Here is a 25,835-nt window from a genome sequence, read left to right as displayed (position 1 = left end):
TCATGCACGCGTGATGATGCCGGTTGGAAATTGTCCGATTGACGGGGCGTTGAAAACGGGATTGGCTATCGGTTGGAAAACCTTTGATCCCTTATCGGTGCGCCCCAGATGTCCGTTTCAGATAGCCTGCCTGTTTCCCCGTTTGCCGCAAACGGCATTCGACATGACGTGCGTGACATTGGCGCGTCGCTGATCCGCGAGGTTGCCCATCTGGGCATGGGACGCGAAAATATCGTGCCGCTATGGTTTGGCGAACCCGATCAGCCGACCCCGGAATTCATTCGCAAGGCGGCGATTTCGGCCCTTGAGGCGGGCGATACTTTTTATCAGCCCAACCGGGGGATCACGCCGCTTCGCGATGCGCTGGCGGTTTATGGCAATCGTCTTTATGGCACGTCGCTGGATCGTGAAAACATCACCGTGACGGTATCGGGGCTAAATGCCCTGATGATTGCGATGCAGTCGATCCTGAAGGCGGGCGACAGGATGGTGACCACAGCCCCAATCTGGCCCAACATTGTTGCCATGCCAAAGGTTCTGGGTGCGCAGGTGACAACCGTGCCGTTGCGGTCCGGGAATGATGGCTGGCAGCTTGATATCGATGAATTCATTACCGCCTGTGCGCCCGATACGCGCGCCATCCTGATCAATTCGCCGAATAATCCGACCGGCTGGGTGATGCCCGCGGAGGACCAGAAAAAGCTGGTCGAATTTGCCACCGAACGGGGCATTTGGCTGATCGCGGATGAGGTTTATGCGCGCCTGATCTATGACGGATCGGATGTGGCCCCGTCATTTGTTCCCTATGTCAACGACGATACGCGGATCATGGTGATCAACAGTTTTTCCAAAAGCTGGGCGATGACGGGCTGGCGGCTGGGCTGGATCACTGCGCCCAAGGGTGTTGGCGGGGAGCTTGAAAAGCTGATGGAATTCAATGTGTCCTGCCCGGCGGGGTTCATTCAGCAGGCGGGGATTGTCGCCCTTGAACAGGGCGAGGAATTTGTTGCGGGCTCTCGCGCCAGATATAGCCGTGCACGCGCGGCAATCATTGAACGGTTACGCGACATGAACCGCATCCACCTTCCCGAAGCCGACGGCGCGTTTTATGCGTTTTTCCGGGTTGATGGGGTTGAGGATACGCTTTCCTTTGCCAAGGATCTTTTGCTGTCCGAGGGCATCGGCCTTGCGCCCGGCGAGGCATTCGGGCCAGAGGGGGCAGGCCATATCCGCGCCTGTTACGCGGTATCGGAAGACCGCATTCACAAGGCGATGGACGGACTGGCGCGGTTTTTGAAGCGTTAGTTTCGATACAGGCAGGTGATATTGCTGCCTTGGCGAGCGAAAAAGGCGGCCTGGTGTTTCAGGCGTTCGCGGGCGTCGTCATTGATGTTTCCGTCATCGCCGGTGCTTTCGAGTTCGATCACGGTGGCGTCGCGGCGGGCGAGGCCCAGGATGTCGAGCGAGATGCCGGGCATGTGGAAGATGATGTCCGATGTTTCAATCGCGCGTGCAATGCCATGGGCAAGGTCAAAGGCATTGTCGGCCGTGACATCGGCATGCAGGATCTGACCGCCCGGAACGGTGGCGGAACTGCCTTCGGGGACGAAGCGGGTCAGGGCGGCGTCAAGATCCTGCGGGGTGCTTTGCGTCAGGTGGGTGTCCTGCAAACCGTTCTGGAAAAAATGTGTCCAGAACCGTTGTCTTGCGACATTGTCGGGCAGGTGGGCGGCAACGCGACGGCGTGCGCTACGGGCAAGGCTTGCCAGTTGTGACATCGAGGCGGGCAGGGTGGTTTCAAGCCGTTGGCGGATGATGCGGGCCAGTGCCGGGGCGCAGCCGCCCGTCGAGATCGTAACCATCACCGGTGCCCGGTCAAGGATTGCAGGGACGATGAAATCGCAATGTTCGGTCTTGTCGACGACATTCAAAAGGATGTTGCGCCGTTTGGCCGCGATCTTGACCCGGCGGGTCATGTGCATGTCATCGGCGGCGTCAAAGATCATCACCGCACCGTTTAGCATGGTATCGACAAACGGGGCTGCTTCCCAACGGATCGCGCCGGTATCGACCATCGTTGCGATGTCGGTGCACAGTTCCGGGGCGATGACGGTGATCTCGGCCTGACTGCGTAGCAAAAGCCGGAGTTTGCCCGCCGCGACCTCACCCCCGCCCAGCACCACCACCTTTTTGCCGGTGACATGGACGAAGGCCGGAAAGAAGGGGAAGGTTTCCCGGTTTTCCGTTTCAGGGCCATACAGGTTTTCGGGTTTGGCCGTTTTATACTGCTGCTTATTCTGCGGCGCGCGGTAATGCGTCATCAAGAATCTCCTTGAGTTCGGGCAGGCAGGAGCCGCATCCGGTTCCGGCTTGCAACAGGCGGCCGATATCGGCGGTGCTGACCGCATTCTGGTCATGGATGGCGCGTGTGATGGCCGCCAGCCCGACCGAGAAGCACGAACAGATCAAACGATCATTGATGGCGCCTGCATCGGGCATACGCCCGGCAAGCAGGGCATTGCGTTCCGGCCCGCTGATGGCATCATTGCCCAGCAGTGCCGATATCCAGTCCCGGCCAAGGGCGGGGCGATCCGGGCCGACAAAAAGTGCACCCGTGATGCGGTTGCCATTCAGGCGGGCATAGCGATGAACGCCTTTTTTGCCGTCGTTATATTCAATGATGTGTTCGATGGCGTTTTCATCACCAATATTGTTGGCCGCCATCGGCAACATGGATTTGAACAGGCAGGGCCTGTCGCCGGCGATTTCGTAAATCATGCAGCCGGGACCGGTTGCCGCCACCCAATAGGGCAGGTCTGAAAGATCAACCGGCGTGTTGGAGAACAGCAATCCCTGCCAGAGCGGTTCAAACGGTTCGATGGAAACCGGGATATGTTTGGTTTCCGGTTGCCCGGAAAAGGGATCAACATGCGCGGTTGGCAAACGCCCGATACCGCCCGCCGATGAATAAACATCGTTCCAGTGCATCGGCATGAAGACTTCGCCGGGCATCTGGGCGTCTGATACAGACACGCGCATCAATGCGGTGCCGCGTTTGCTTCTGATCCGGGCAAGGCCGCCATCGGTCAGCTTGTAACGCTTGGCATCAAGGATGTTGACTTCGAGCAGCGGTTCGGGCCGATGGGCCGAAAGGCGCGCGGCGGTGCCAGTACGGGTCATGGTGTGCCATTGGTCGCGATACCGGCCACTATTGGCGATCAGCGGGAATTCCTTGCCGGGTTGCGACATGGGCAGTTTATGCGCGACCGCCAGCATACGGGCCCGCCCGTTTGAGGTGGTGAAAATGCCATTGCCATACAGGCGTTCGGCCCCGCCAGCGGGTTGATGTTTGCGCGATGCGGGCCATTGGAAGGGTTCCATGGCGTCATAGGCGGATTTTTTTGCCTTGTGCCACTGGCCGATATCAAAGGCGCGCATGCCGTCATTTTCAAATTCCGACAGGGCGGCATGTTCGGCGAAAATATCGGCAGGATCGCGGTATTTGAACGCCTTGCCATATCCCATGGCGCGTGCGACCTGCGTCATGATCCACCAGTCGGGTTTGGCGTCGCCCTGTAGTTCGCGGAACTGACGTTGGCGGGAAATGCGGCGTTCGGAATTGGTGACAGTGCCGGATTTTTCAGCCCACCCGGCGGCGGGAAGTTTGATGTGGGCATAACGCAGCGTGTCGGTGTCATTCACCGTGTCCGATACGATCACCAGCGGGCAGCGCGACAGGGCAAGACGGACGCGGTCCGCATCGGGCAGGCTGACGGCAGGGTTGGTTGCCATGACCCAGACGGCCTTGATTTCACCGCGTTCGATGGCGCGGAACATATCAACCGCCTTGTATCCCTCGCCCGGTTCCAGAATGTCGGATTTCCAGAACCGGCGGACCCGGTCAACGTCGTTAACATCGTTCGGGTCCATATGGGCGGCAAGCTGGTTGGCAAGACCGCCAACCTCGCGCCCGCCCATGGCGTTGGGCTGGCCGGTGACGGAAAACGGGCTTGATCCCGGTTTGCCGACCCGTCCGGTCGCCAGATGGGTATTGATGATCGCATTGACCTTGTCAGAGCCGCTGCTGGACTGGTTCACACCTTGTGAAAACACGGTGACCGTGCGGTCAAAGGCGGCAAACCAGTTAAAGAACGTTTCCAGTTTCCCCAGACCCGAGCCGTCATGATCGGCGTACTCACTGATCTCGGAGGGATAATCGAGGCCGCATTTTTTGGCTGTACTCTCGATATCGGGGCAGTCCGCGCGTGCCTCGGCGATGGCGGTTTCATAGCCGCTGACATGGCGAGCGACATATTGAAGGTCGCAATGACCGTTCTGGTCAAGCCATGCCAACAGCCCGTTAAACAGGGCAACGTCGCTGCCCGGTTTGATTGGCAGATGCAGATCGGCGATGTCGCAGCTTGCGGTTTTGCGCGGGTCGATCACGACGATCTTGGTGCCGTGTTTTTCCCTGGCTGCGCGCAAACGCTGGTTCAGGACCGGATGGCACCATGCCAGGTTCGATCCGGTCAGGACGACCAGATCGGCAATTTCGAGGTCTTCGTAGCATCCCGGTACGACGTCTGCGCCAAAGGCGCGTTTGTGCCCGACCACGGTTGATGCCATGCAAAGCCGGGAATTGGTATCGATATGCGGCGACCCGATGAAGCCCTTGATCAGCTTGTTGGCGATATAATAATCCTCGGTCAGAAGTTGACCGGAAACATAGAACGCCACCGATTTCGGGCCATGTTTCTGGATGGTCGCGCGCAGCCGATCCGCGGTTTCCTGTGTTGCCGTTGGCCAGTCGACGGTTTTGCCGTCGATTTCGGGTTTCAGCAGGCGGAAATCGCGCTTCATCTCGGCGGTGATCGTATCGATCAGGGCGGCACCCTTTGAGCACAACCGGCCCCGGTTGGCCGGGTGATCGGGGTCGCCCCCGACCGCCCAGCCGTCCCGGGTGGGGGAGACGATCAGGCCGCAGCCAACGCCGCAATAAGGACAGGTGGTTTTAACCTCACCCCGCATGGCGCAGACCGATTTGTTCCGCCGTCAGGCCGATATGGACCGTGCCGTCAATGACGCGCAGTTCCACCTTGGCAGCACAGCCGTCATCGGGGCCCTGTGCCTCGCCGGTTTCAAGCGAAAAGACCATGTTATGCAGCGGGCAGGTGACGAAATGACCATGCACGATCCCCTGTGCCAGCGGCCCGTCCTTGTGAGGGCAGCGGTCCAGAAGGGCGTAGACCTGATCATCAAGGGTTCTGAAAATCGCGATGCGGTCGGTTTCGGTTTGGAAGGTGCGGGCCCCCTGAAGCGGGATATTGGCGACCGGTCCGACATTTACCCAGTTTACGATATCCGTCATTGCCGTTACTCCGCTGCGATCAGGGAAAGGGATTTGAATTCGTGCGCATCCACGCCCTGGCTGGCGCGTTCGGCCCACGGATCAACCTGTGCCGTTTTCTGGCTTTCCATGAAACGTTCAAACAGGGCGGCGCGATTTTTGGCATCATCGACCACACGTTCCTGAACATGTTTCAGGCCAACACGTTCGATCCACGGTGCGGTGCGTTCCAGATAGCGGGCTTCTTCGCGGTAAAGCTGGATGAAGGCACCGCAATATTCTTTTACTTCCTGATCGGTTGTGACCTTGCACAGAAGTTCGGTCGCACGCACATGAATGCCGCCATTGCCGCCGACATGAAGGTCCCAGCCGCCATCGGTTGCGACAACGCCAAAATCCTTGATCGTGGCTTCGGCACAGTTACGCGGGCAACCTGATACCGCCATCTTGAATTTGTGGGGCATCCACGAACCCCAGGTCATTTTTTCAAGGTCGACGGCCATGCTCATGGACATCTGGGTGCCAAAACGACACCATTCCTGTCCGACACAGCTTTTGACCGTGCGAAGGGACTTGCCGTATGCATGACCCGAAACCATCCCGGCAGCATTCAGATCGGCCCAGACGGCAGGCAGGTCTTCCTTTTTCACACCCAGAAGATCAATGCGCTGCCCACCGGTGACCTTGACGGTCGGGATATTGAATTTGTCGGCGACATCGGCAATGGCGCGCAATTCGCGCGGGTTGGTCAGACCGCCCCACATGCGGGGCACCACAGAATAGGTGCCGTCTTTCTGAATGTTGGCGTGAACGCGTTCATTGATGAAGCGCGACGCACCATGATCGACATATTCACCCGGCCATGCGGCGAGCAGGTAATAGTTGAGTGCCGGGCGGCAGACATGGCAGCCGTCCGATGATTTCCATTCCAGTTCCTGCATGACGGCAGGCATGGATTTCAGTTCCTTGGCCTTGATCAGGCGGCGGACATTGTCATGGTCATGATCGGTACAGGTGCAGATCGGCTTGATGGCGGCGGCCTGATAATCACCGCCAAGGGTTGCCGCCAGAAGGTTTTCGACAAGGCCGCTGCATGAACCACAGGATGCGGATGCCTTGGTGTGGCCTTTGACTTCGTCAAGCGTTGTCAGGCCCTTTTCGGTGATGGCGGAAACGATGGTTCCCTTGCAAATGCCGTTGCAGCCACAAATCTCTGCGTCGTCTGGCAGGGCGGCAACGGCATCAAGAGGGTTTCCGGCGGATCCCCCGGCGAAGGCCTGACCAAAGGCGAGGGTATCGCGAAGCTCGGTCACGTCCTGAGCATCTTTCATCAGCTGGAAATACCAGCCGCCATCGGATGTATCGCCATAAAGGACGGCCCCCTTGATCCTGCCGTCTTCCAGAACGATGCGTTTGTAAACGCCGCGTCCGGCATCGCGGAAGACGATTTCTTCGGTTTCGCCGCCGCCGGAAAAATCACCGGCGGAAAAGACATCAACCCCGGTGACTTTCAGCTTGGTCGAGGTGACCGAACCGGCATAGCCATCGGTTGCGATTTCGGCAAGATGATCGGCACAGGATTTTGCCATTTCAAACAGCGGTGCAACAAGGCCATAGCACTGGCCGCGATGCTGCACGCATTCGCCAACGGCAAAGATATCCGGATCACTGGTGGTCATGACATCGTCAACGACAATGCCGCGTTCGACGGTCAGTCCCGCGTCTGCGGCAAGGCGCCCGTTGGGGCGGATGCCAACAGCCATGACCACCAGATCAGCCGGGATCATGCGCCCGTCCTTAAGCCGGACGCCGGTTACGCAATCGGTGCCGACGATTTCGGCGGTGTCGGCCTCGGTAATGACATTGATGCCCCGACGGCCAAGTTCCTGCGCGAGAAGGTAACCGGCCGACGGATCAAGCTGGCGTTCCATCACATGGCCCGCCAGATGCAGGACCGTGACCGACATGCCGCGCGCCTGCAGGCCGACGGCGGCCTCAAGACCCAGAAGGCCACCACCGATGACAACAGCCGGGCCGCCATTCGCCGCGGTTTTCAGCATGGTATCGACATCATCGACATCGCGGAAGGTGACAACGCCCGAAAGCTTGTGGCCGGGGACCGGGATCATGATCGGGTCGGAACCGGTGGCCAGCAGAAGCTGGTCATAGGCGGTTTCGGTGCCGCTTTTCGAAATGACGACCTTGCGGGTGCGGTCGATTTCAATCACCGGATCGCCGGAAAACAGATGGATGCGGTTTTCCTGATACCATTCGGCGGTATTGATGACGATATCGTCGAATTCCTTTTCGCCCGACAGAAGCGGGGAGAGCATGATGCGGTTATAGTTCACGCGTGGCTCGGCCCCGAAAACGGTGATTTCGTATTTGTCAGGGGCGCGACCGAGGATTTCCTCGACGGTGCGCATGCCGGCCATGCCGTTGCCGATGACGACAAGGCGGGGTTTCTTGGTAAGTGCTGCAGGGACGTGGTTCATTTGTCTCTGGCTCCTGATCGCGGGAAGCGAATTGGCAAAAAAAAACGCCCGGTGCGCACTGCCTGTCAAAAAGGCAATCTCGCAACGGACGTCGTTATCCGGGTGAACCCGCCATTGGATTCTATATATGGGGTTGGCATTTCTGCCGTGGCAGCAGGCGACCTTGCCCGCGCTCTTGTCCCTTACTATACAAGTTGCGTGCCAGAACTGCAGATTGCGCCGAAAAACTTGCAATATACTGATTTAAAATAAGATTTTTGATGCCTGCGGGATAAGCAAAAATTGCACGAAACCTGTGATTGTTTAAAAAATAACCACACGCAAAATGATGAGATTAAAAAATGTGCAAGTATGCTGCTTTCAGGCGGGGTGAGTTTTTCGTCTGTGCAGTTGCGGTGGATAAATTGTATTGAATTTCAGGGAATTATTTGAAAACTTCCGCGTTGCGAAAAAATTGGCGCACGGTTTGCACAACTTGTTTCATGTGAGCCGCTTCGACGGAAGCTGGCCCAATGACGGGTGACTCACAGTTCTTCGTCCAATGGCGGGCGATCAGACGTTTGATTTTGGCGCGCAACGATGGCGCAGCCGCAGTCGAAACGAATGACGGGCCGCCAGCGGAATCCATCTGATGAAGCGTGCGGCCCTTGGGGAAATAACCGTCGGTCGCGACAACCGGGAAACCGGTTCGGAGTGACCCAAACGAAGGGCTTCATTGTTATGGAAATCAAAAACAAGGCTCCGCGGATCAATCTCTTCAGTCTCAAGACTGTCCAGATGCGGACTTTCCACCTGACCTGGCTTGCGTTCTTCCTGTGTTTCTTTGGCTGGTTCGGTATCGCGCCGCTGATGCCGCTTGTGCGCGATGATCTTGGCCTGACCAAGGGTGAAATCGGCAATACCATCATCGCGTCTGTCGCGATTACCGTTCTTGTACGACTTCTGATCGGGCCGCTTTGCGATAAAATCGGCCCGCGCAAGACCTATACGGCGTTGCTGGTTCTGGGGTCTTTGCCGGTCATGCTGATCGGGCTTGCCGACAGCTATGAAACTTTCCTGCTGGCGCGTCTTGCCATCGGTTCGATCGGGGCATCGTTCGTGATCACGCAGTATCATACCTCGACCATGTTTGCGCCGAACGTTGTCGGTACCGCAAATGCGACCACGGCGGGCTGGGGCAACCTTGGCGGGGGTGTGACACAGATGGTCATGCCGCTGATCCTTGCCATGGTGCTTGGCTTTGGCGTTTCGGAAACCATGGGCTGGCGTCTGGCGATGGTCTTCCCGGGTGTGATCATGCTGGTGGTTGCGGCACTTTACTGGTTCTTCACCACCGATGCGCCGGATGGCAACTATGCCGACATGCGCAAAAGCGGTGCCCTGTCACCGGAAGATGATCATGCCGGTGCGACCAAGGGCATGCTGGCCGCGGCCAAGGATTACCGGGTCTGGGCGCTGTTTCTGGTTTACGGGGCGTGTTTCGGTGTCGAGCTTACGATCAACAACATTGCCGCGATCTATTTCTTTGACCGGTTTGAACTTAGCCTTCAGACAGCCGGTCTGATTGCCGGTCTGTTTGGCCTGATGAACATCTTTGCCCGCACGCTGGGCGGGGTGTTTTCCGACAAATTTGCCGCCAAGGGCGGGCTTTCGGGCCGCGTCAAGTTCCTGTTCCTGGCGCTGTTCATCGAAGGGGTTGCACTTGTTGCGTTTTCGATGATGGATGCGCTGGTCATCGCGGTGTCGATGATGGTGGTCTTCTCGCTTTTCGTGCAGATGTCCGAAGGTGCGACATTCGGGATTGTTCCGTTTGTTAATCGCAAGGCGCTTGGCTCGGTTGCCGGTATTGTCGGTGCGGGCGGGAATGCCGGGGCGGTTGCCGCGGGCTTCCTGTTCAAATCCGAAGCACTGACCTATCAGCAGGGCCTGATGTATCTTGGCATTGCCGTGATTATCTGTTCCTTTGCTGCGCTTGCGGTTCGTTTCTCGGAAAAGACCGTGGCCGAGGAAAAGGAACGTTTCGAAAAAGCCATGCAGGAACGCGATGCGCTGCCATCCGGTGCGCAGGCGGTTCCGGCAGAATAACATACGATCTTTCCGGGATGCGGCATGTGCCGCATCCCGGTTCTCACCGGGCCATCAAGGTTCGGGCGAAAAAGAACAGACAGGAGAGAGACCTTGATCGTCAGGGATTTGGGTTGGTTTAAATGAAGCTTGAAGACTTCAGCATTCTGGTGATCGACGAAAACCCGGACCGTGCCGCCATTGTCGAGCGCGGCCTTGTCGAAAGTGGCTATACCCGTGTCAGCCGCATCGGCACGTCATACAATCTGGTCGAACGCATTCAGGCGTTGGCCCCCGACATCATCATCATTGATCTTGAAAACCCGGACCGTGATACGCTTGAACAGATGTTTCAGGTATCGCGTGTTATTGCGCGCCCGATTGCGATGTTTGTCGATCAAAGTGACAGCAACACGATCCGCGAGGCGGTAGAGGCCGGGGTCAGTGCTTATGTCGTTGATGGCTTGCGTCAGGATCGTATTCGGCCCATCGTCGAAATGGCCATTTCGCGTTTCAACGCGTTTGACCAGTTGCGCCGGGAACGGGACGAGGCCAAGGCCAAACTTAATGATCGCAAGTTGATTGATCGGGCAAAAGGACTTCTGATGCAGGAAAAGGGGCTAAGCGAGGACGAGGCCTATAACCTGCTGCGCAAAAACGCCATGAAACAGAACCGCAAAATTTCTGAAATCGCGCAAAGCGTGATCACGGCCTTTCAGTTGGAGTTCTAACGCATGTCCCTTAAACAGGTTCGACTTGGCTTTGTGCCACTTGTGGATTGTGCCCTGCCTGTCGTGGCGCGTGCCAAGGGCTTTGCCGAGGAAGAAAATATCGACCTGACCCTGATCCGGGAAATGTCCTGGGCGGCCATTCGCGACAAGCTGTCTTATGGTGTTTATGACGCGGCGCATCTTCTGGCGGGCATTCCGTTGGCAGCGCGGCTTGGGCTTGGCGGGATGCCGTCGCAGCGCATTGCGGTGCCGATGGCGCTGGGGCGGGGCGGGAATGCGATTACGGTTTCAACCCGGCTTTATCAGCGGATGCTTGAAGCGGATCCGGCGGCGATGCATGGGCCGCGCGGGCTTTCGGCACGGGCACTTAAAAAAGTGATCGACGAGGACCGGGCGGCCGGTCGTCCGATCATGTCCTTTGCGACCGTGTTCCCGTATTCAAGCCATAATTACGAACTGCGTTACTGGATGGCGGCGGGCGGTATTGACCCCGATAAGGACGTTAATATCGGCGTGATTGCGCCACCACGGATGTTTGACAGTCTGCGCAATGGCTGGGTTGATGGCTATTGCGTGGGGGAGCCGTGGAACCAGCGGGCGGTGTTCCATGGGGATGGCGTGATTGTGGCTCTTAAGGAAGATATCTGGGCGCGCAGCCCGGAAAAGGTTCTTGGCGTGCGCGAAGACTGGGTGCAATCCAATCCAGATACGGTGGATGCACTGGTGCGAGCGCTTGTCCGGTCGGCGGAATGGGCCGATCAGCCGGAAAACCGTACCGAACTGGCGCAATTGCTGTCTGGTGAAAACCATGTCGGCGCATCGTTTGATATCCTGCGGGCATCGTTGCTTGGTCGACCGGTTCTGAAGCCCGGGGACAATCCGATTGAGGCACCCGATCGCCATGTGTTTTATCGCTATACCGCGACGTTCCCGTGGCTGTCGCAGGGGGCGTGGGTTGGCACGCAGATGCAGCGCTGGGGGCAGGTGGATGCCACCGTCGATTTCAATACGCTTATATCCGACATATACCGACCCGACCTTTATCGCCGTGCGGTCAAGGGGCTTGATGTTGCGCTTCCGCATGATGACTGGCGGGTTGAGGGCGTGAATGATGCCGCGGACCGGGCGTTTGTCGGCCCGGATGCGTTTCTGGATAACAGCATATTCGACATGCGCAGCTTTGCCGGTGTCGGGGAATAGCCCGGCACCGGCTGTCGGCTTGTGAATGCGAACCTATTGTGCCGTCGCACCGATCGGGATCAGGTGATAATATTGTCCTTCAAGGACGGCATTGTCGACTTCCTGCAAGCCGTTCTGCCTGATGACGGCTTGGACTTCCTTGACATATTCTTCCCCGCGTTCGGAATAGCGGATCAGGGCTTCGGCCAGTTCCATACCGGTTGACTGTCGATCCGCCGCGATGTCGCTTGCGCGCATGTCACGCAGATCGGCATAGGCATTATGGGTATTGAGGTTCAGCAGATAGGCGCGCACCGATCCGAACGGGGTTCGGAAGGAGGCGATTTTATAATCGCCCAGATGTGTGCGTTGCTGTTCGGGGGTGATGCCCTCGCCATCATAGGTCCATTGCCCGAACAGGGCATTGCCAAGGGCGGCAAAGCGCGACGTGGCCCAGCCGCTTTCGATTGCCATCTGCGCCAGAACAAGTGACGGCGGCACCGGATTGATCCGTTCGCGCAGTTCGGCAATGGTTGTGCTGTCACCCGGGGCGCCATCGACCCTGTACTGGGTGGCAAGTTCCGTAATTACGGTATTGTCACCATCGGCAATGGCCTTTTCCAGTGCGACGCGCTGAAATTCGATTTCCTCGTTCGCGAGCAGGGCAAGCGGCCCCAATGTGCGGAAGAAAATCCGTTTTTTGGTGGCGACGGTGACCTGATCGCTGATTTCACTTCGCCATCTTTCGGGGATGGTTTGCAGGAACAGGCGCGGGACTTCACGTTTGCCTTCCTGCCAGCTTTGCTGGGTGTAATCGAGGCTTTCGTAAAGCTCTTCAAGCTGTTCGTAACCGTCAAGCTCGATCCGATTGATCTGGTCCGGGTCGGGCATCGGCAGGATAATATCGGCGCGTGCAATTTGTGCCGCGCCGATCAGAAAGATGCTTGTTATCAGGTATTTCAGGCTTTTTTGCAGGCAAACGGAAAAGGACGGCATGGCATAACCTCCCGCTATGCGCGATCATGAATGCGCGCGTTGCTTGTGTTCCCTGCGTGTGATTATACCTTGCGGAAGCTTTGCAGACTATTGCGTTGTTTGCCGGTTTCATCAAAGTTGCCAGGGGCAAGCCATGCTTCGAACGCGGTCCTGATCCTTGGCCATTCAAGATCGGTAATCGAAAACCACGCGGTATCGCGGTTGCGGCCCTTATAGACCATGTGATTGCCGAAGGTACCTTCGTAGGTGAAGCCATACCGCAGGGCAGCGGCGCGTGACGGGGCGTTCTGATCGTCGCATTTCCATTCGTACCGGCGGTATCCAAGTTCGTCAAAGGCGCGTTTCATCATCAGATACATCGCCTCTGTGCCGCCGATGGTTTGCGACAGGGCCGGGGAATAGTTGATATTGCCGATTTCAATGCCGCCAAATTTGGTATCAATCCGCATGAAGGCGGCGACACCTACTGCGGTGCCGGATGCCTTGTCGATGATGGTGTGCAGCATCGGGTCGCTGGTGGTGGCCAGGCTTTCAAGCCACACCTGATAAGCGTCAAAATCGGTGAATGCGTCGGTGAAAAGATAGGTAAAGCGCGATCCGTCCATGGCTTCGCGATTGGCGTCAAACAGTTGTCTGGCGTCGCGTTTTACATTGACCGGGGTGACAATGACATGGCGACCGACCATGTCACTGCGTGGTGGCATCGGGCATTCTTTCCAGTTTTCAACCGGGCGGCCGACCGGCTGACCAAATTCGTTTTTATATTCGGATGGCATCTGATGACCTTTGTTGCGAGGCGAGGGAGAATGCAGTCTGGGATATTATTGGTGCGTCATAAAGAGCCGTTTTGGCAAAATGAAGGGAGCCAATTTTGCGGGGCTTAAGGGATGACCGAAAAACTGGTCCGGTTTGGCAAAGGGAAGGGTGGTTTGAGGTCGGGTCATGAGGAGTCTTTGGGCGTGTTACGAAAGTGTTGTGATGCGTTCGTCTTTGGGTTGCAGGGTGTGTTGGATTACCCGTGACATGGAGGGAAATGCTGCGTTGCGAAATTATGGTTTTGAAACAAACCTTTAATGCGTCCGGGCTGTGCGGTGGATTATGCGGCGACAGGGCATTCAAACCGAATTGAATTTAGTTAAATTCAATTCGTTGACAATTTGTCGAATAAATGATGAGGTTTGTATACAAAATAAAAAACCATGAATTCGGTATCAGGGTTGTTGGCAATCGTCGTTAAGAGGGACCGCGTTACAACTTTCCGTTACGCATCGTCAGAAGGCCACGGCCCCCACCGTGCCGGACGAGAAACCCGATCTGGCGCCAATCACGTCTTGCAGCACTGACACCGGTTTGACCGGTGCGCGCCACCCGCGCATCCGCCTTACATTGCCGAGGATGTTTGCGTGACTGATTCTGTTTCTGTTCCGATCCTGTCCGTCGAAGATTTGTCCGTTGAGTTCGGCGACAGCCGGGTCATCGAAAATCTGAGTTTTGCCGTGAAACCCGGAAGGACATTGGCAATTGTCGGAGAGTCCGGATCGGGCAAGTCGGTGACATCGATGTCGATCATGCGTCTGGCCGATATGATGGGCGCATCCTATGCATCGGGGCGCATCCGGTTTACGTCAAAAGATCGCGATGAAGATTTGCTGGCGCTATCGCAAAAACAGATGCGCCGCATTCGCGGCAAAGACATCGCGATGATTTTTCAGGAACCGATGACGTCGCTGAACCCGGTTTTCACCATCGGTGATCAGATCGCGGAATCCCTGATGCTGCATGAAGGCATGTCGAAGCCCGATGCGCTTGTTGAAAGCAAACGGCTGCTTGATATGGTGCGGCTGCCTGATGCGCAGGAACTTCTGGGGCGGTATCCCCATCAGCTTTCGGGTGGGATGCGCCAGCGCGTCATGATTGCCATGGCGCTTGCCTGTCGGCCCAAAGTCCTGATTGCGGATGAACCGACAACGGCCCTTGACGTGACCATTCAGGCGCAAATTTTGACCATTATCCGCGACCTGCAACAGGAACTTGGCATGGCGGTGATTTTCATCACCCATGACATGGGGGTCGTTGCCGAGGTTGCCGATGATGTTGTCGTCATGTGGAAGGGCAAAAAGGTTGAAGAAGGTACGGTTGCCGATATTTTTGCCAATCCTGCCCATCCCTATACCCAGACCCTGTTGTCCGCGGTGCCCAAACTGGGCAGCATGACGGGCGAAGCATTCCCCAAACGGTTCCCGGTGACGATGATGGATGGCGATACGCCGCGTCTGGTCGGGACGGAGCATATCCAGAATACCGCACGTTACGACGAGGCCCCGTTATTGTCGGTACGTGATCTGGTGACGCGCTTTGATATCAAAAAGGGCCTGTTTGGCGGGGTTTCCCACCGGGTTCACGCGGTCGAGAATGTCAGTTTTGATATTTATCGTGGTGAAACGCTTGCCCTTGTCGGAGAGTCCGGATCGGGCAAATCAACCATTGGCCGCACGATCCAGCAATTGCAAAAGGCAACGGCGGGAAATATCAGTTTCGAAGGCCGCGCATTTAGTGCAATGGGCAAAGGCGAACAGCAGCGCCTGCGTCAGGAAATCCAGTATATCTTTCAGGATCCGTTTGCGTCCCTTGATCCCCGCAAGAAAATCGGATTTTCGATTGCCGAGCCGATCCGCACGCACCGCCTTATTGAGGGCGAAAAACAGATTGCCGCACGCGTTGACCAATTGCTGGAACGGGTCGGCCTGACATCGGCCCATGCCAATCGTTACCCGCATGAATTTTCCGGCGGTCAGCGCCAGCGTATCTGTATTGCGCGCGCCTTGGCATCCAATCCCAAGCTGATCATTGCCGACGAAGCGCTTTCGGCGCTTGATGTGTCGATCCAGGCACAGATCATCAATCTGTTCATGGAGCTTCAGGAAGAACACGGGCTTGCCTATCTGTTCATCAGCCATGACATGGCGGTGGTCGAAAAAATGAGCCATCGGGTCGCCGTGCTTTACCTTGGTCAGGTTGCCGAACTTGGATCGCGCCAGCAGGTTCTTGAAACGCCGACACATCCTTATACCCAGCGGCTTCTGAGTGCCGTGCCGGTCGCGGATCCCACAATCGTGCGCGACCGCATCCTGATGGATGGCGAAATTCCAAGCCCGATCCGCCGGGTCGGTGATGAACCGGCCATCCTTGCCCATCGCGAAATTGCGCCCGGTCACTTTGTGGCCGACGCACGTTAAGCGGCCCTTGGGTCGCAAGCCTTGTCTCCCCTCGCGCCAAGCCACCAACAACGGAGAAAAAATAACATGACGAAAAAACAGGGAATGCGCAGTGCGCTGATGGCTCTTGCCTTTGCGGGCGGCCTGATGGCAACTGCGCCGGCATATGCCGAAGGCACCTTGACCATTTCATCACCACAGGACCCCGGTAGCTGGGACCCGGTCGATACGTTTCTGGTCAACTGGTCGTCGGTTGCGACCAATATTTATGACGGTCTGACCTATCGCGGGCCGGATGCCAAACTGGTTCCGGGGCTTGCGAAATCATGGGAAGAATTTGATGGCGGTACGCGCATCCGTTTCCATCTGCGCGAAGGCGTGACCTTCCAGAATGGCGAACCGTTCAATGCCGAAGCGGTCAAATTCACCTTTGATCGCCTGATGGGTGATGAAGGCAAAAAAGGGCCGCAGCGGTCAAACTATGCCGCAATCAAATCGGTCGAAGTTATTGACGAAAACACCGTCGACATGCATCTGACCCAGCCGGATCCGGTGCTTCTGACCAAGCTTGCCGGTTATGGTGCGATGATTGTTCCGCCGAAATACATCGCGGAAAAAGGCGAAGATTATTTCAACGCCCATCCGATCGGCACCGGTCCGTTCAAAATGGTTTCCTATGAGCCGAAAGTTGGTCTGACGCTTGAAGCCTATGCTGATCATTGGGGCGGTGTGCCGAAACTTTCGACCATCAAGTATCGCTTCATCAGTGAACCGTCGACCGCGGTTGCGGAACTTCAGGCCGGGAACGTTGACCTTGTCATTCCGCCGACCATTCCGATCGGCATGATCCCGACCATTCAGGAAGACGAAAATATCGATATCGTCACCACCGTAAGCCCGACGGTTTATGCCCTGCGCTTTAATACCGGCAATGGCATCACGGCGGATGAAAAAGTCCGTAAGGCGATGATTTACGGTGTGGATCGTCAGGCGATCATTGACTCGATCCTTGGTGGTCAGGCAGCGCCGATTGCAAGTTTCCAGGGTGAATTGTCGTTTGGCAATGACCCGTCGATGAAGCCGTTGCCGTATGATCCGGCCAAGGCACAGGCGCTTTTGAAAGAAGCCGGTGTTGCACCGGGCACGAAAATCCAGATCGACATTCGCGGCAATGACGCAACCTTTAACGAAGTTGCTCAGGCCGTTGCCAGCTACCTTCAGGTGATTGGCCTGAATGCGACGATCAAGCCTTATGAAACCAACGTTCTGCTTAATGACATCATTCCGGCGGGTAAAACCGGTGCGATGTTCCAGCAGTCGTGGGGCGGCTGGACGCTTGATTATGATAACACCGCTTATTCCATGTATCACACGGGCGAAAAGTGGAACCCGTATGACAGCGACCCGGAACTCGACAAGCTGCTGGAATCCCAGCGTGCGATTACCGACCGTGCCAAACGTGAAGAGATCCTGCAGTCGATTGCGCATTACACGGCCGATCGTGCGCTGGAAATGCCGCTTTATAACCTCAATGCGATCTTTGGGGTTTCCAAGCGCGTCAAGAATTTCACCCCGGTTCCCGACAGCCGTCTGCGCCTGACGGAAGTGACTGTCGACTGATGTGAAACGAAAGCCGCCCGGACAGATGCCGGGCGGCTTTCATGCCTATTTCTTTAAAGGACAAGTGTTTTGGCTGGTTTTCTGATCAAACGCCTTTTGCAGGCGATTTTCGTGGTCGTCGCGGTGACATTGATTGTCTCGTTTGCCATCCGCCTGACGGGTGACCCGGCGCTGATGTTAAGCCAGGGGGCCGGCAGCATCACCGAGGAAGACCTTGCACGTATTCGTGAATCCCTTGGTTTGAACCAGCCATTTTTTGTTCAGTATGCCGATTTCATGCTGGGGCTTTTCAGTCTTGATTTCGGTCGATCCTTCCTTGGTGGAACGCAGGTTTCCACCCTGATTGGCAATGCATTGCCCGCGACCCTGATGCTGGCGTTTGCATCGATGTTCGTATCCATCGTGATTTCGATCCCGCTGGGGATCAAGGCCGCCATTTCGCGGGGCAAATGGCCCGATCAGGTCATTCGCATCCTGTCGCTGGTTGGCCTGTCATTCCCGAATTTCTGGCTGGCGATCATGCTGGTGCTGTTGCTGTCGATTACTTTCCGGCTTCTGCCGCCAAGTGGCATGACGGGGATTGAGAACTTCATCATGCCGGCGATCACCATGGGGGTGATCCTGACCGCAACCAATGTGCGGCTTGTGCGGACCTCGATGCTGGAAACCCTTCAGTCGCAATACATTATGGTCGCACACGCCAAGGGGCTTAGCGAGAAGGTCGTTCTTTATAAACACGCGCTTCGCAATTGTGCGATCCCGCTTGTGACCTATTTCGGTTTGCAGTTTGGCAATCTTCTGGGCGGGATTGTTGTCGTCGAACTGGTGTTTAACTGGCCGGGAATGGGCACGCTGGCTTTTGATGCCGTTGGTGCACGTGATTATCCGGTTCTGCAGGCCGTGATTACGGTTCTGTCGATCATGATTGTCGGGGTGAACCTGCTTGTCGACATTGCCTATGGCCTGATTGATCCACGTATCCGGACGGAGTAACCCCATGGCGACCACTGCAACCAAGGCGCGGTTTGCGCGCTTTAAAAATCTTGAATTCGTTCTGGGTGCTGTTCTGACCGGTGGCATCTGTTTTCTGGTCGTGTTTTCCGACCTGCTGTTTCCTGGCGGGGCGGACAAGATTGATCTTTCGGCCCGCCTGATCGCGCCGTTTACCAATGCCGATCATATCTTTGGTACCGATCCGCTGGGGCGTGACGTTCTGGCGCGTGTGGTTTCAGGCGGCAAAATATCGCTTCAGGTTGGTTTGCTTTCCGTTGCCGGGGCGGTTGTCATTGGTGTGATCATGGGCCTGATATCGGGATATTATCGCGGTTTCTGGGACATGATCGTGATGCGCTTTGCTGATGTGCAGCTTGCATTGCCGTTCATTTTGCTGGCGATTACCTTTATCGCGATTATCGGCGGTGGACTGACCAACATGATCATTCTGCTGATCATTGCGCAATGGGTGCAATATGCCCGTCTGGTGCGGGGATCGGTTCTGTCATTGCGGGATCGGGAATTCATCCAGTCGGCCAAGGCGATTGGCGTGCGCGATATTCATATCCTGTTCCGTCACCTTCTGCCGAACCTGATCGGGCCAGTCATCGTACTGATGACGCTTAATGTTGCGACCAATATCCTGCTTGAAAGCAGCCTGACCTTCCTTGGGCTGGGGGTTGACCCCCTGATCCCAAGCTGGGGCGGGATGCTAGCGGATGGGCGGACCTATTTGCAGAATGCCTGGTGGGTGTCGGTTTTCCCCGGGCTTGCCATTCTTCTGACCGTGCTTGGCCTGAACCTTCTGGGCGACTGGCTGCGCGATAGCCTTGACCCCACAGGCAGGACGTCCAAATGACACAGATTTTCGCCACCACCTTTGCGCCGACCCTCCCAAACCTGATCGATGAAATCGTCAAGGCTGCCCGCCCCGGGCAGTTTATCGAGGCATGGCTGTTTAACGATGCCCAAACCCGTGCCGCGGCCGAGGCAAAGTTGGCCCAGCAGGGGATCCAGGCGCGCATTCGCAGTGCCTATAAGCCGCTTTTGCATTTCTTCCTTGAAGATATTGATCTGGCAAAGTCGGGCATTGCCGATATCACGGTGCGTTATCCGCGCCATCAAAATGCGGCGGATAATCGCTTCCTGCTTGAAACCTACCCCTTGGCGGCCTTGGTTACGCCAGCCTCGATCACGTTCGGGGCATCGGATCGTTGTGATTGCACCTATGATGTGATCCTGCGTGGGGCGGATGGGGTTGAAACCCGTCACGAAGTTTTTGCGCCAAACCGCGTGCATCAGGATGTGGTTGATGAAACCCACCTGTCGCCGACCGGGTGGGTGCGGATTACCGATGCCGATGGTCAGATTGTTCGCGATGAGCGGATTGAAACCGAATACGAAGCCCTTTTTGCCCGGACCATGACGGCCATTGCCGATCATGACTGGGGTGGTCAGGAACCCTATTTCGAAGAGCTGAATATCTCGGTTGATCTGCCGGGGCATGATCAGAAGATCGCCCATGGTCACGAGGTTCTGAGCCTGCATGAAGCCCTGCACGAGGATTTCTATTTCTCGCTGCTGGAATATTTTCAGGTCAAATCAGGTCGTCCGCTGGGTGATCGCGGATTGCAGCCGGGGCAGATTGTCCCGGAAATCCGTCAGGTGCCCAGTGCTGGTGATGGGGATGGCGAGACCCGTGTCACGGTTGAATTGCGCCCCCTGTCAAAGGACGAGACAGCGGGTGAGATGCAACAGATTGATTGCGCCACCCGCCCGTTGACGGTTGCGCAAATCCGCGCCGAGCTTGACGGGATCAAAGGCGAAGAATTCCACGCGACGTCGCGGTCCGGGCGCATTCTGAATGCGCGCTATCACAAGGGTACGGATTTGCCGGTCATGATCAGTGGCGGGCAGCATCCCAACGAGATTTCAGGTGTTGCGGGCGCGCTTCGCGGGGCGTTGGAGCTGGCAAAACGCGATGGGGCGCATTTCACGATTTCACCGCTGGAAAATCCGGATGGTTATGCCCTTCATCAGCGCCTGATTGTTGATAACCCAGCCCATATGCATCATGCGGCGCGCTATACCGCACTTGGCGATGACATGGAATATCGCAGTGGTGATGGCCTTTATGAAAAGGAAATCCGGGTGCGGGCGCGTGCCATCAGCGGGGCAAGCCTGCATGTCAATCTGCATGGCTATCCCTGCCATGAATGGACCCGGCCGCTTTCGGGATATGTTCCGCGCGGGTTTGGCATGTGGACCCTGCCGAAGGGGTTTTTCCTGATCATGCGCCATCATGATGAATGGTCGGAACGGGCGGAAAACTTTATCGATCAGGTTACCCGGAAACTTGCCGCCATTCCGGGGCTTCTGGCATTCAACGCGGCACAGATTGATCTTTATCGCATTCATGCCGGTGAAACCGGTTTTCGGATCATCAATGGTTTTCCGTGCATGATTTCGGTTGATGATCGACATGACGTGCCGCTGACCCTGATTACCGAATATCCCGATGAAACGATCTATGGCGATGCCTTCATCGCGGCCCATACCGCGCAGCTGGCAACGGTTGTTGCCGCCTATGATGCGTGGCAGAACCTTGATCTGCTTTAACCAAATCCTTTTGATTTAACTTTTAATGAGAATGATAGCTGCCTACCTTAATGCGTGTTGCCTGTCTTAATTCTTTGCATCGTCAGAAAACGGTTTAGCTGCGCGGTTTGAGGTTTTCCGGGTCGTAAAGCGGCTTGTAGCCGATGCCGACGACCTCGACCGGGTAAATCTCGTCAAAATAGGAGACGGTCAGTTTGCGGCCTTCCTGGCAATAATCCCATGGCAGATAGGCAAGGGCGATGTTTTTGCCGATGCTGGGGCCAAAGGCGATGGAGGTCGTGTAAGAGCGACGACCCAGTTCATCAATCAGGGTTTTGCCGGTGTCCGGGTCCATGACCGGCAGATTGCCGACCGGGTAGCGCGCCACCCCATTGGCATCCTTGTTGTCGGTCATGACAAGGGTGCAGAGCATGGCGGGTTGATGATCGCGTTCGCGATATTCGACATGCTTTGCCTTGCCACGGAAATCGGCCTCTTTGACTTTTGGGCGGGCAAGGGCGGCTTCGATCAGGTTATATTGCGTATGCAGATCGGCGTTTTGCAGACGCAGTGATTTTTCCAGACGGCGCGAGTTGGCATAGGTTTCAACACCCACGGCCATCACGCCGATGCCGCGCAGCGCATCCCAGACGGCAAGGCCGTCTTCGTAGCGCATATGAAGTTCCCACCCCTGTTCCCCGACATAGGAAATACGGAATGCGGTGACGGTTTTACCCGCAATGCTGATCTGGCGGATGGCGGCAAACGGGAAGTTTTCGATATCGAGTTCATCGGGGGCGGCGACAACCTTTTTGAGGTTTTCGCGTGCGTTCGGGCCCCAGATGCCGATGGTTGTGAATTTTTCGGTGACGTCGGTGATGGTGACGTCCCAGCCCTTGTCCTGTGCCATGCGGCGCATATAGATCAGGTCACGCGGGCCGGCATCCGCCCCATTGACCAGACGGCAACGGTCCGCCATGCGGAAGACGGTGAAGTCGGCACGGACCATGCCCTCGTCATCGAGCATATGGGTATAGATACCCTTGCCGATATTGGCATCCCCACCGATTTTGGCGGCACAGAGCCATTCCATCAGTTCGACATGATCCGGGCCTTCTATATCGGTCATGTGGAAGTGCGACAGGTTGATGATGCCGCAATCGTCACTCATCGCGAGCTGTTCGGCGTTGGAAACGCGCCAGAAATGGCGGGTATCCCATTCATTTTCACGCACCGGCACCCGGTCGGCGTATTTTTCAAGCAGATGTTCGTTGGCGGCGTAACCGTGGGCGCGTTCCCAACCGCCCAGTTCCATGAAATAGCCGCCAAGTTCGACTTCGCGTTCGTAAAACGGCGAGCGTCGAATGCCGCGGGCTTTTGAAAAGGGCTCGCGCGGGTGAACCGGCGGGTTATAGATCTTTTTCGCGGTTTCCCAGCAGCGGTCGTAAATGTATTTCTCGTCAAGCTGGAATTCATTGAAGCGCGCGAAATCAATCGCATGGTGATCGACATGGGTGCGGCCATGGGTCATCCAGTCGGCAATCAGTTTGCCCATGCCGGGCCCGTCCTTGATCCAGATGCCGACCGCATACCAAAGGCCGCGCAGCTTCTGGCTTTCGCCCATCGAAGGGCCGCCATCGGCCGAGGTTTGCAGAAGGCCGTTGAAGGAATGGCTTTCGTTAAAGCCAAGTTCGGTCAGGATCGGGGTCAGTTCCATGGCGCGTTCAAGCGGTTCGATCACGTCTTCGAGTTCAAGATCGCGCTGGGACGGGGACAGGCGGGCCTGATCCTTTTCAAGGATTTCACGCGGATGGACCAGACGCGGGTTTTCTTCGTAGTAATAGCCCCATTCGATCTGGCCGCCTTCGGTGCTTTTGGGATCGCCGGTATCGCGCATATAGGCCGAATTCCCCTGATCGCGCAGAAGCGGCATGCCGATTTCAACACCGGTGCCGGCAAATTCGTTATACGGCCCGAAGAAGGTCAGCGGATGGTCAACCGGCATCACCGGCAGGTCTTCGCCCGCCATTTCAGCAATCAGACGGCCCCAGAGACCGGCACAGACGACAACATAATCGGCATGGATCGTACCGCGTTCGGTTTTAACCCCGGTGATGCGGCCATTTTCGGTGATCAGTTCAAGGGCGGAGGTGTTGGCAAAGATTTTGAGCTTGTCACTTGCCACACCCTGATCGATCAGCTTGCCCGCCACGGTTTGCGAGCGCGGGATGACAAGGCCGGCATCCGGGTCCCACATAGCCCCCTGAATCTGGTCTTCTTCGAGAAGGGGGAATTTTTCCTTGGCCTCGGACGCACTGATGATTTTGACGTTGGTGCCAAATGCCTTGCCGGAATCAACGCGGCGTTTGAGTTCGGCCATGCGGGCATCATCGCCGACACGGGCAACCTCGATCCCGCCGATGCGGGCGTAATGGCCCATCTTTTCGTAGAAATCGATGGAATACATTGTTGTCCAGCAGGACAGCAGATCATGGCTTGTCGCAAAGCAGAAATCGGACGCATGCGCGGTCGAGCCGATATCGGTCGGGATGCCCGATTTGTCGATGCCGACAATATCGTCCCAGCCATTTTCGATCAGATGATGCGATACCGATGCACCGACAATACCGCCGACGCCGACGATAACGACTTTTGCCCTGTTCGGAAATGCGGCCATTTCTCTCTTTCCTTCTTATTGCGATGGTTATCTTGTGTCGGCGGTGGCGGAATTCTGGCGATATTACTGGGTGAAGAATTATTGGGTGAAGACTACGGTGCGGTTTTTGTTCAGCATCACGCGGCCTTCGAGGTGGTATTTGACACCACGGGCCAGAACGCGGGCTTCGATATCGCGCCCGGTGGCGACGAAATCATCGGCCGACATGGCGTGGCTGACGCGTTCGGTTTCCTGTTCGATGATCGGGCCTTCGTCGAGGTCCGGCGTGACATAGTGCGCGGTTGCGCCAATCAGTTTCACACCGCGTTCATAGGCCTGATGATAGGGTTTGGCCCCCTTGAAGGACGGCAGGAACGAGTGGTGAATATTGATGATCATGCCATAAAACTGGCTTGAAAGATCGTTGGTCAGGACCTGCATATAGCGGGCAAGGACGACCAGTTCGGATTTGGTTTCCTTGATCAGATCGGCAAGTTTGGCTTCCTGTTCGATCTTGTTTTCCTTGTTCACCGGCCAGTAATGGAAGGGGATGCCTTCCTGATCGGCAATTTTGCGCGCGTCTTCGTGGTTCGAGACGATGGCCGCGACCTCGGCATCGAGCCAGCCGACCTTGATCTGATAAAGCAGATGCAGCATCGCGTGATCGAATTTGGAGACCATGATGATGATCTTGGGGCGGCGGGACAGATCATCGATCTTGAGCTTCATATTGAAGCGGTCAACCGCCGGGTTCAGCATCAGTTCGATTTCGGCCTTGCTGACATTTTCCGGCGTGCTGGTGGCGATGCGCAAAAAGAACTGGTTGGTCTGACGGTCCCAGAACTGGTTGGATTCAATGATATTGGCCCCGCGCGATGCCAGGGCAGAGGCGACGGTTGCGACAATGCCCGGCTGGTCGTCACAGGCGATACGCAGGGTATAGGAATGTTCGCTCACTGGATGTGCTCCGTTTCAAAGGGATGTGACGTTCGTGTCAGAGCTGACGCTCCAGTTCGGGAAGAATGTCGAACAGATCACCCACAATGCCATAATCCGCGACCTGGAAGATCGGGGCATCTTCGTCGGTATTGATCGCAACGATGATTTTGGAATCCTTCATGCCCGCAAGGTGCTGAATGGCACCCGAAATGCCACATGCGATGTAAAGATCAGGGGCGACCACCTTGCCGGTCTGGCCGACCTGCAAATCGTTCGATGCATATCCGGCATCCACAGCGGCACGCGATGCGCCAATCGCTGCACCAAGTTTATCGGCAACCGGTGTCATGACTTCCTGGAACCTTTCGGCGGAACCAAGCGCGCGGCCGCCCGATACGATGATTTTCGCGGAGCCAAGTTCCGGGCGGTCATTTTTCGACAGGATATTTTCAAGGAAGGTCGAAAGACCGGTGCCATCCGATCCGGCATCGATGGTCTGGATCGGGGCCGGGGCGTTATCGCCATTGGCGGCGGCAAAGCTTGTCGTGCGGATCGTGAGGATTTTTGTCGCATCGGTCGTCTGCACGGTTTCAATCGCGTTGCCGGCATAGATCGGGCGTTTGAAGGTATCGGGGGAAACAACCTCGATCACGTCGGACACCTGCATGACATCGAGAAGGGCCGCCACGCGGGGCAGCACGTTTTTGCCCGTGGTGGTGGCTGGCGCGAGGATGGTGTCGTAATCGCCTGAAAGATTGACGATCAGGGCGGCGGTCGGTTCGGCAAGACGGTTTTCAAGCGCGTCGCTTTCGGCAAGCAGCACGCCACGAATGCCTGAAAGTTTTGCCGCCGCATCGGCCACGGAGGCAGCATTTTTTCCGGCGACCAGAATGTCGATATCGCCGCTGATCAGGGATGCGGCGCTGAGTGCCTTGGCAGTCTGATCGGACAGGGATTGATTATCGTGTTCTGCAAAAAGAAGAATGGCCATTTTTATCTCCG

The 25,835-nt window shown here is 56.5% G+C and carries 18 protein-coding genes; 9 read left to right on the top strand and 9 right to left on the bottom strand.

The features are described from left to right. Positions 1–108: 108 nt before the first annotated feature. Positions 109–1,305, top strand: coding sequence for a pyridoxal phosphate-dependent aminotransferase (locus J7395_RS17740; RefSeq protein WP_209222827.1), 1,197 nt, complete (start codon positions 109–111; stop codon positions 1,303–1,305). On the opposite strand, the gene J7395_RS17735 is transcribed toward J7395_RS17740, so the two are convergent. Genes J7395_RS17735 through nirB form a run of 4 tightly spaced genes read right to left on the bottom strand, consistent with a single transcriptional unit; the run spans position 1,302 to position 7,842 of the window. Further along, positions 1,302–2,321, bottom strand: a complete 1,020-nt coding sequence (locus J7395_RS17735) for an NAD(P)-dependent oxidoreductase (RefSeq protein WP_209222825.1) — start codon at positions 2,319–2,321, stop codon at positions 1,302–1,304. The genes J7395_RS17740 and J7395_RS17735 overlap by 4 nt on opposite strands. Further along, positions 2,293–5,028 (bottom strand): nitrate reductase, encoded by a 2,736-nt coding sequence (locus tag J7395_RS17730; protein ID WP_209222823.1) that lies wholly within the window; start codon positions 5,026–5,028, stop codon positions 2,293–2,295. Before J7395_RS17730 ends, J7395_RS17735 begins: the two co-directional genes overlap by 29 nt. Continuing rightward, positions 5,018–5,368, bottom strand: a complete 351-nt coding sequence (nirD, locus tag J7395_RS17725) for a nitrite reductase small subunit NirD (protein WP_071240479.1) — start codon at positions 5,366–5,368, stop codon at positions 5,018–5,020. The genes J7395_RS17730 and nirD overlap by 11 nt, the downstream gene beginning before the upstream one ends. Positions 5,369–5,373: 5 nt before the next feature. Next, positions 5,374–7,842 (bottom strand): nitrite reductase large subunit NirB, encoded by a 2,469-nt coding sequence (gene nirB / locus J7395_RS17720; protein ID WP_209222821.1) that lies wholly within the window; start codon positions 7,840–7,842, stop codon positions 5,374–5,376. Positions 7,843–8,535: 693 nt separating this feature from the next. Here nirB and J7395_RS17715 point away from each other — a divergent pair. The 3 genes from J7395_RS17715 (at position 8,536) to J7395_RS17705 (ending at position 11,837) form a co-directional block, all read left to right on the top strand. Continuing rightward, positions 8,536–9,927 carry an MFS transporter gene (locus tag J7395_RS17715; protein WP_231858269.1) on the top strand — a complete coding sequence of 464 codons (1,392 nt, stop codon included), beginning with the start codon at positions 8,536–8,538 and terminating at the stop codon, positions 9,925–9,927. Between the two features lie 122 nt (positions 9,928–10,049). Next, a complete protein-coding gene (locus tag J7395_RS17710) occupies positions 10,050–10,637 on the top strand; it encodes an ANTAR domain-containing protein (protein ID WP_007091383.1) in 588 nt (195 codons plus the stop codon). A 3-nt stretch (positions 10,638–10,640) separates the two neighbouring features. Next, positions 10,641–11,837, top strand: a complete 1,197-nt coding sequence (locus J7395_RS17705) for a CmpA/NrtA family ABC transporter substrate-binding protein (RefSeq protein ID WP_062959589.1) — start codon at positions 10,641–10,643, stop codon at positions 11,835–11,837. Positions 11,838–11,870: 33 nt separating this feature from the next. Here the strand turns inward: J7395_RS17705 and J7395_RS17700 are convergent, their stop codons facing one another. Continuing rightward, positions 11,871–12,812 carry a glucosaminidase domain-containing protein gene (locus tag J7395_RS17700; protein WP_062959588.1) on the bottom strand — a complete coding sequence of 314 codons (942 nt, stop codon included), beginning with the start codon at positions 12,810–12,812 and terminating at the stop codon, positions 11,871–11,873. Positions 12,813–12,874: 62 nt separating this feature from the next. Beyond that, positions 12,875–13,588: a GNAT family protein gene (locus J7395_RS17695; protein ID WP_209222819.1), complete on the bottom strand. Its 714-nt coding sequence runs from the start codon at positions 13,586–13,588 to the stop codon at positions 12,875–12,877. A gap of 627 nt (positions 13,589–14,215) precedes the next feature. On the opposite strand from J7395_RS17695, the gene J7395_RS17690 reads away from it, so the two are divergent. From J7395_RS17690 to J7395_RS17670, 5 genes are all read left to right on the top strand, one after another. Then, complete coding sequence (locus J7395_RS17690; RefSeq protein WP_062959586.1) at positions 14,216–16,048, top strand: dipeptide ABC transporter ATP-binding protein; 1,833 nt, start codon at positions 14,216–14,218, stop codon at positions 16,046–16,048. A gap of 66 nt (positions 16,049–16,114) precedes the next feature. Further along, on the top strand, positions 16,115–17,647 hold the full coding sequence (locus tag J7395_RS17685; RefSeq protein ID WP_209222816.1) for an ABC transporter substrate-binding protein: 1,533 nt from the start codon (positions 16,115–16,117) through the stop codon (positions 17,645–17,647). A gap of 69 nt (positions 17,648–17,716) precedes the next feature. Beyond that, entirely contained in the window at positions 17,717–18,640 is a 924-nt protein-coding gene (locus J7395_RS17680; RefSeq protein ID WP_209222814.1) for an ABC transporter permease, read from the top strand. 4 nt (positions 18,641–18,644) lie between these two features. Then, entirely contained in the window at positions 18,645–19,499 is an 855-nt protein-coding gene (locus J7395_RS17675) for an ABC transporter permease (protein ID WP_007091389.1), read from the top strand. Next, a complete protein-coding gene (locus J7395_RS17670) occupies positions 19,496–21,259 on the top strand; it encodes a M14 family metallopeptidase (protein WP_209222812.1) in 1,764 nt (587 codons plus the stop codon). The genes J7395_RS17675 and J7395_RS17670 overlap by 4 nt, the downstream gene beginning before the upstream one ends. 94 nt (positions 21,260–21,353) lie before the next feature. Here the strand turns inward: J7395_RS17670 and J7395_RS17665 are convergent, their stop codons facing one another. From J7395_RS17665 to J7395_RS17655, 3 genes are all read right to left on the bottom strand, one after another. Further along, positions 21,354–23,915, bottom strand: a complete 2,562-nt coding sequence (locus J7395_RS17665) for an FAD-dependent oxidoreductase (RefSeq protein ID WP_209222810.1) — start codon at positions 23,913–23,915, stop codon at positions 21,354–21,356. Between the two features lie 78 nt (positions 23,916–23,993). Then, entirely contained in the window at positions 23,994–24,851 is an 858-nt protein-coding gene (purU, locus tag J7395_RS17660) for a formyltetrahydrofolate deformylase (protein ID WP_007091355.1), read from the bottom strand. Between the two features lie 37 nt (positions 24,852–24,888). After that, complete coding sequence (locus tag J7395_RS17655; protein WP_209222808.1) at positions 24,889–25,824, bottom strand: FAD-binding protein; 936 nt, start codon at positions 25,822–25,824, stop codon at positions 24,889–24,891. Positions 25,825–25,835 lie beyond the last annotated feature (11 nt).

The sequence above is a fragment of the Thalassospira sp. A3_1 genome, from assembly GCF_017744215.1.
Classification (GTDB): Bacteria; Pseudomonadota; Alphaproteobacteria; order Rhodospirillales; family Thalassospiraceae; genus Thalassospira; species Thalassospira lucentensis_A.
The sequence above is the reverse complement of the archived record's forward strand: the minus strand, read 5'-3'. Positions and strand labels throughout refer to the sequence as shown.

Bases quoted from the DNA above. Each gene is read 5' to 3' on its own strand.
- J7395_RS17740 (WP_209222827.1), top strand. From the start codon at position 109: ATGTCCGTTTCAGATAGCCTGCCTGTTTCCCCGTTTGCCGCAAACGGC.
- J7395_RS17735 (WP_209222825.1), bottom strand. From the start codon at position 2,321: ATGACGCATTACCGCGCGCCGCAGAATAAGCAGCAGTATAAAACGGCC.
- J7395_RS17730 (WP_209222823.1), bottom strand. From the start codon at position 5,028: ATGCGGGGTGAGGTTAAAACCACCTGTCCTTATTGCGGCGTTGGCTGC.
- nirD (WP_071240479.1), bottom strand. From the start codon at position 5,368: ATGACGGATATCGTAAACTGGGTAAATGTCGGACCGGTCGCCAATATC.
- nirB (WP_209222821.1), bottom strand. From the start codon at position 7,842: ATGAACCACGTCCCTGCAGCACTTACCAAGAAACCCCGCCTTGTCGTC.
- J7395_RS17710 (WP_007091383.1), top strand. From the start codon at position 10,050: ATGAAGCTTGAAGACTTCAGCATTCTGGTGATCGACGAAAACCCGGAC.
- J7395_RS17705 (WP_062959589.1), top strand. From the start codon at position 10,641: ATGTCCCTTAAACAGGTTCGACTTGGCTTTGTGCCACTTGTGGATTGT.
- J7395_RS17700 (WP_062959588.1), bottom strand. From the start codon at position 12,812: ATGCCGTCCTTTTCCGTTTGCCTGCAAAAAAGCCTGAAATACCTGATA.
- J7395_RS17695 (WP_209222819.1), bottom strand. From the start codon at position 13,588: ATGCCATCCGAATATAAAAACGAATTTGGTCAGCCGGTCGGCCGCCCG.
- J7395_RS17685 (WP_209222816.1), top strand. From the start codon at position 16,115: ATGACGAAAAAACAGGGAATGCGCAGTGCGCTGATGGCTCTTGCCTTT.
- J7395_RS17675 (WP_007091389.1), top strand. From the start codon at position 18,645: ATGGCGACCACTGCAACCAAGGCGCGGTTTGCGCGCTTTAAAAATCTT.
- J7395_RS17670 (WP_209222812.1), top strand. From the start codon at position 19,496: ATGACACAGATTTTCGCCACCACCTTTGCGCCGACCCTCCCAAACCTG.
- J7395_RS17665 (WP_209222810.1), bottom strand. From the start codon at position 23,915: ATGGCCGCATTTCCGAACAGGGCAAAAGTCGTTATCGTCGGCGTCGGC.
- J7395_RS17655 (WP_209222808.1), bottom strand. From the start codon at position 25,824: ATGGCCATTCTTCTTTTTGCAGAACACGATAATCAATCCCTGTCCGAT.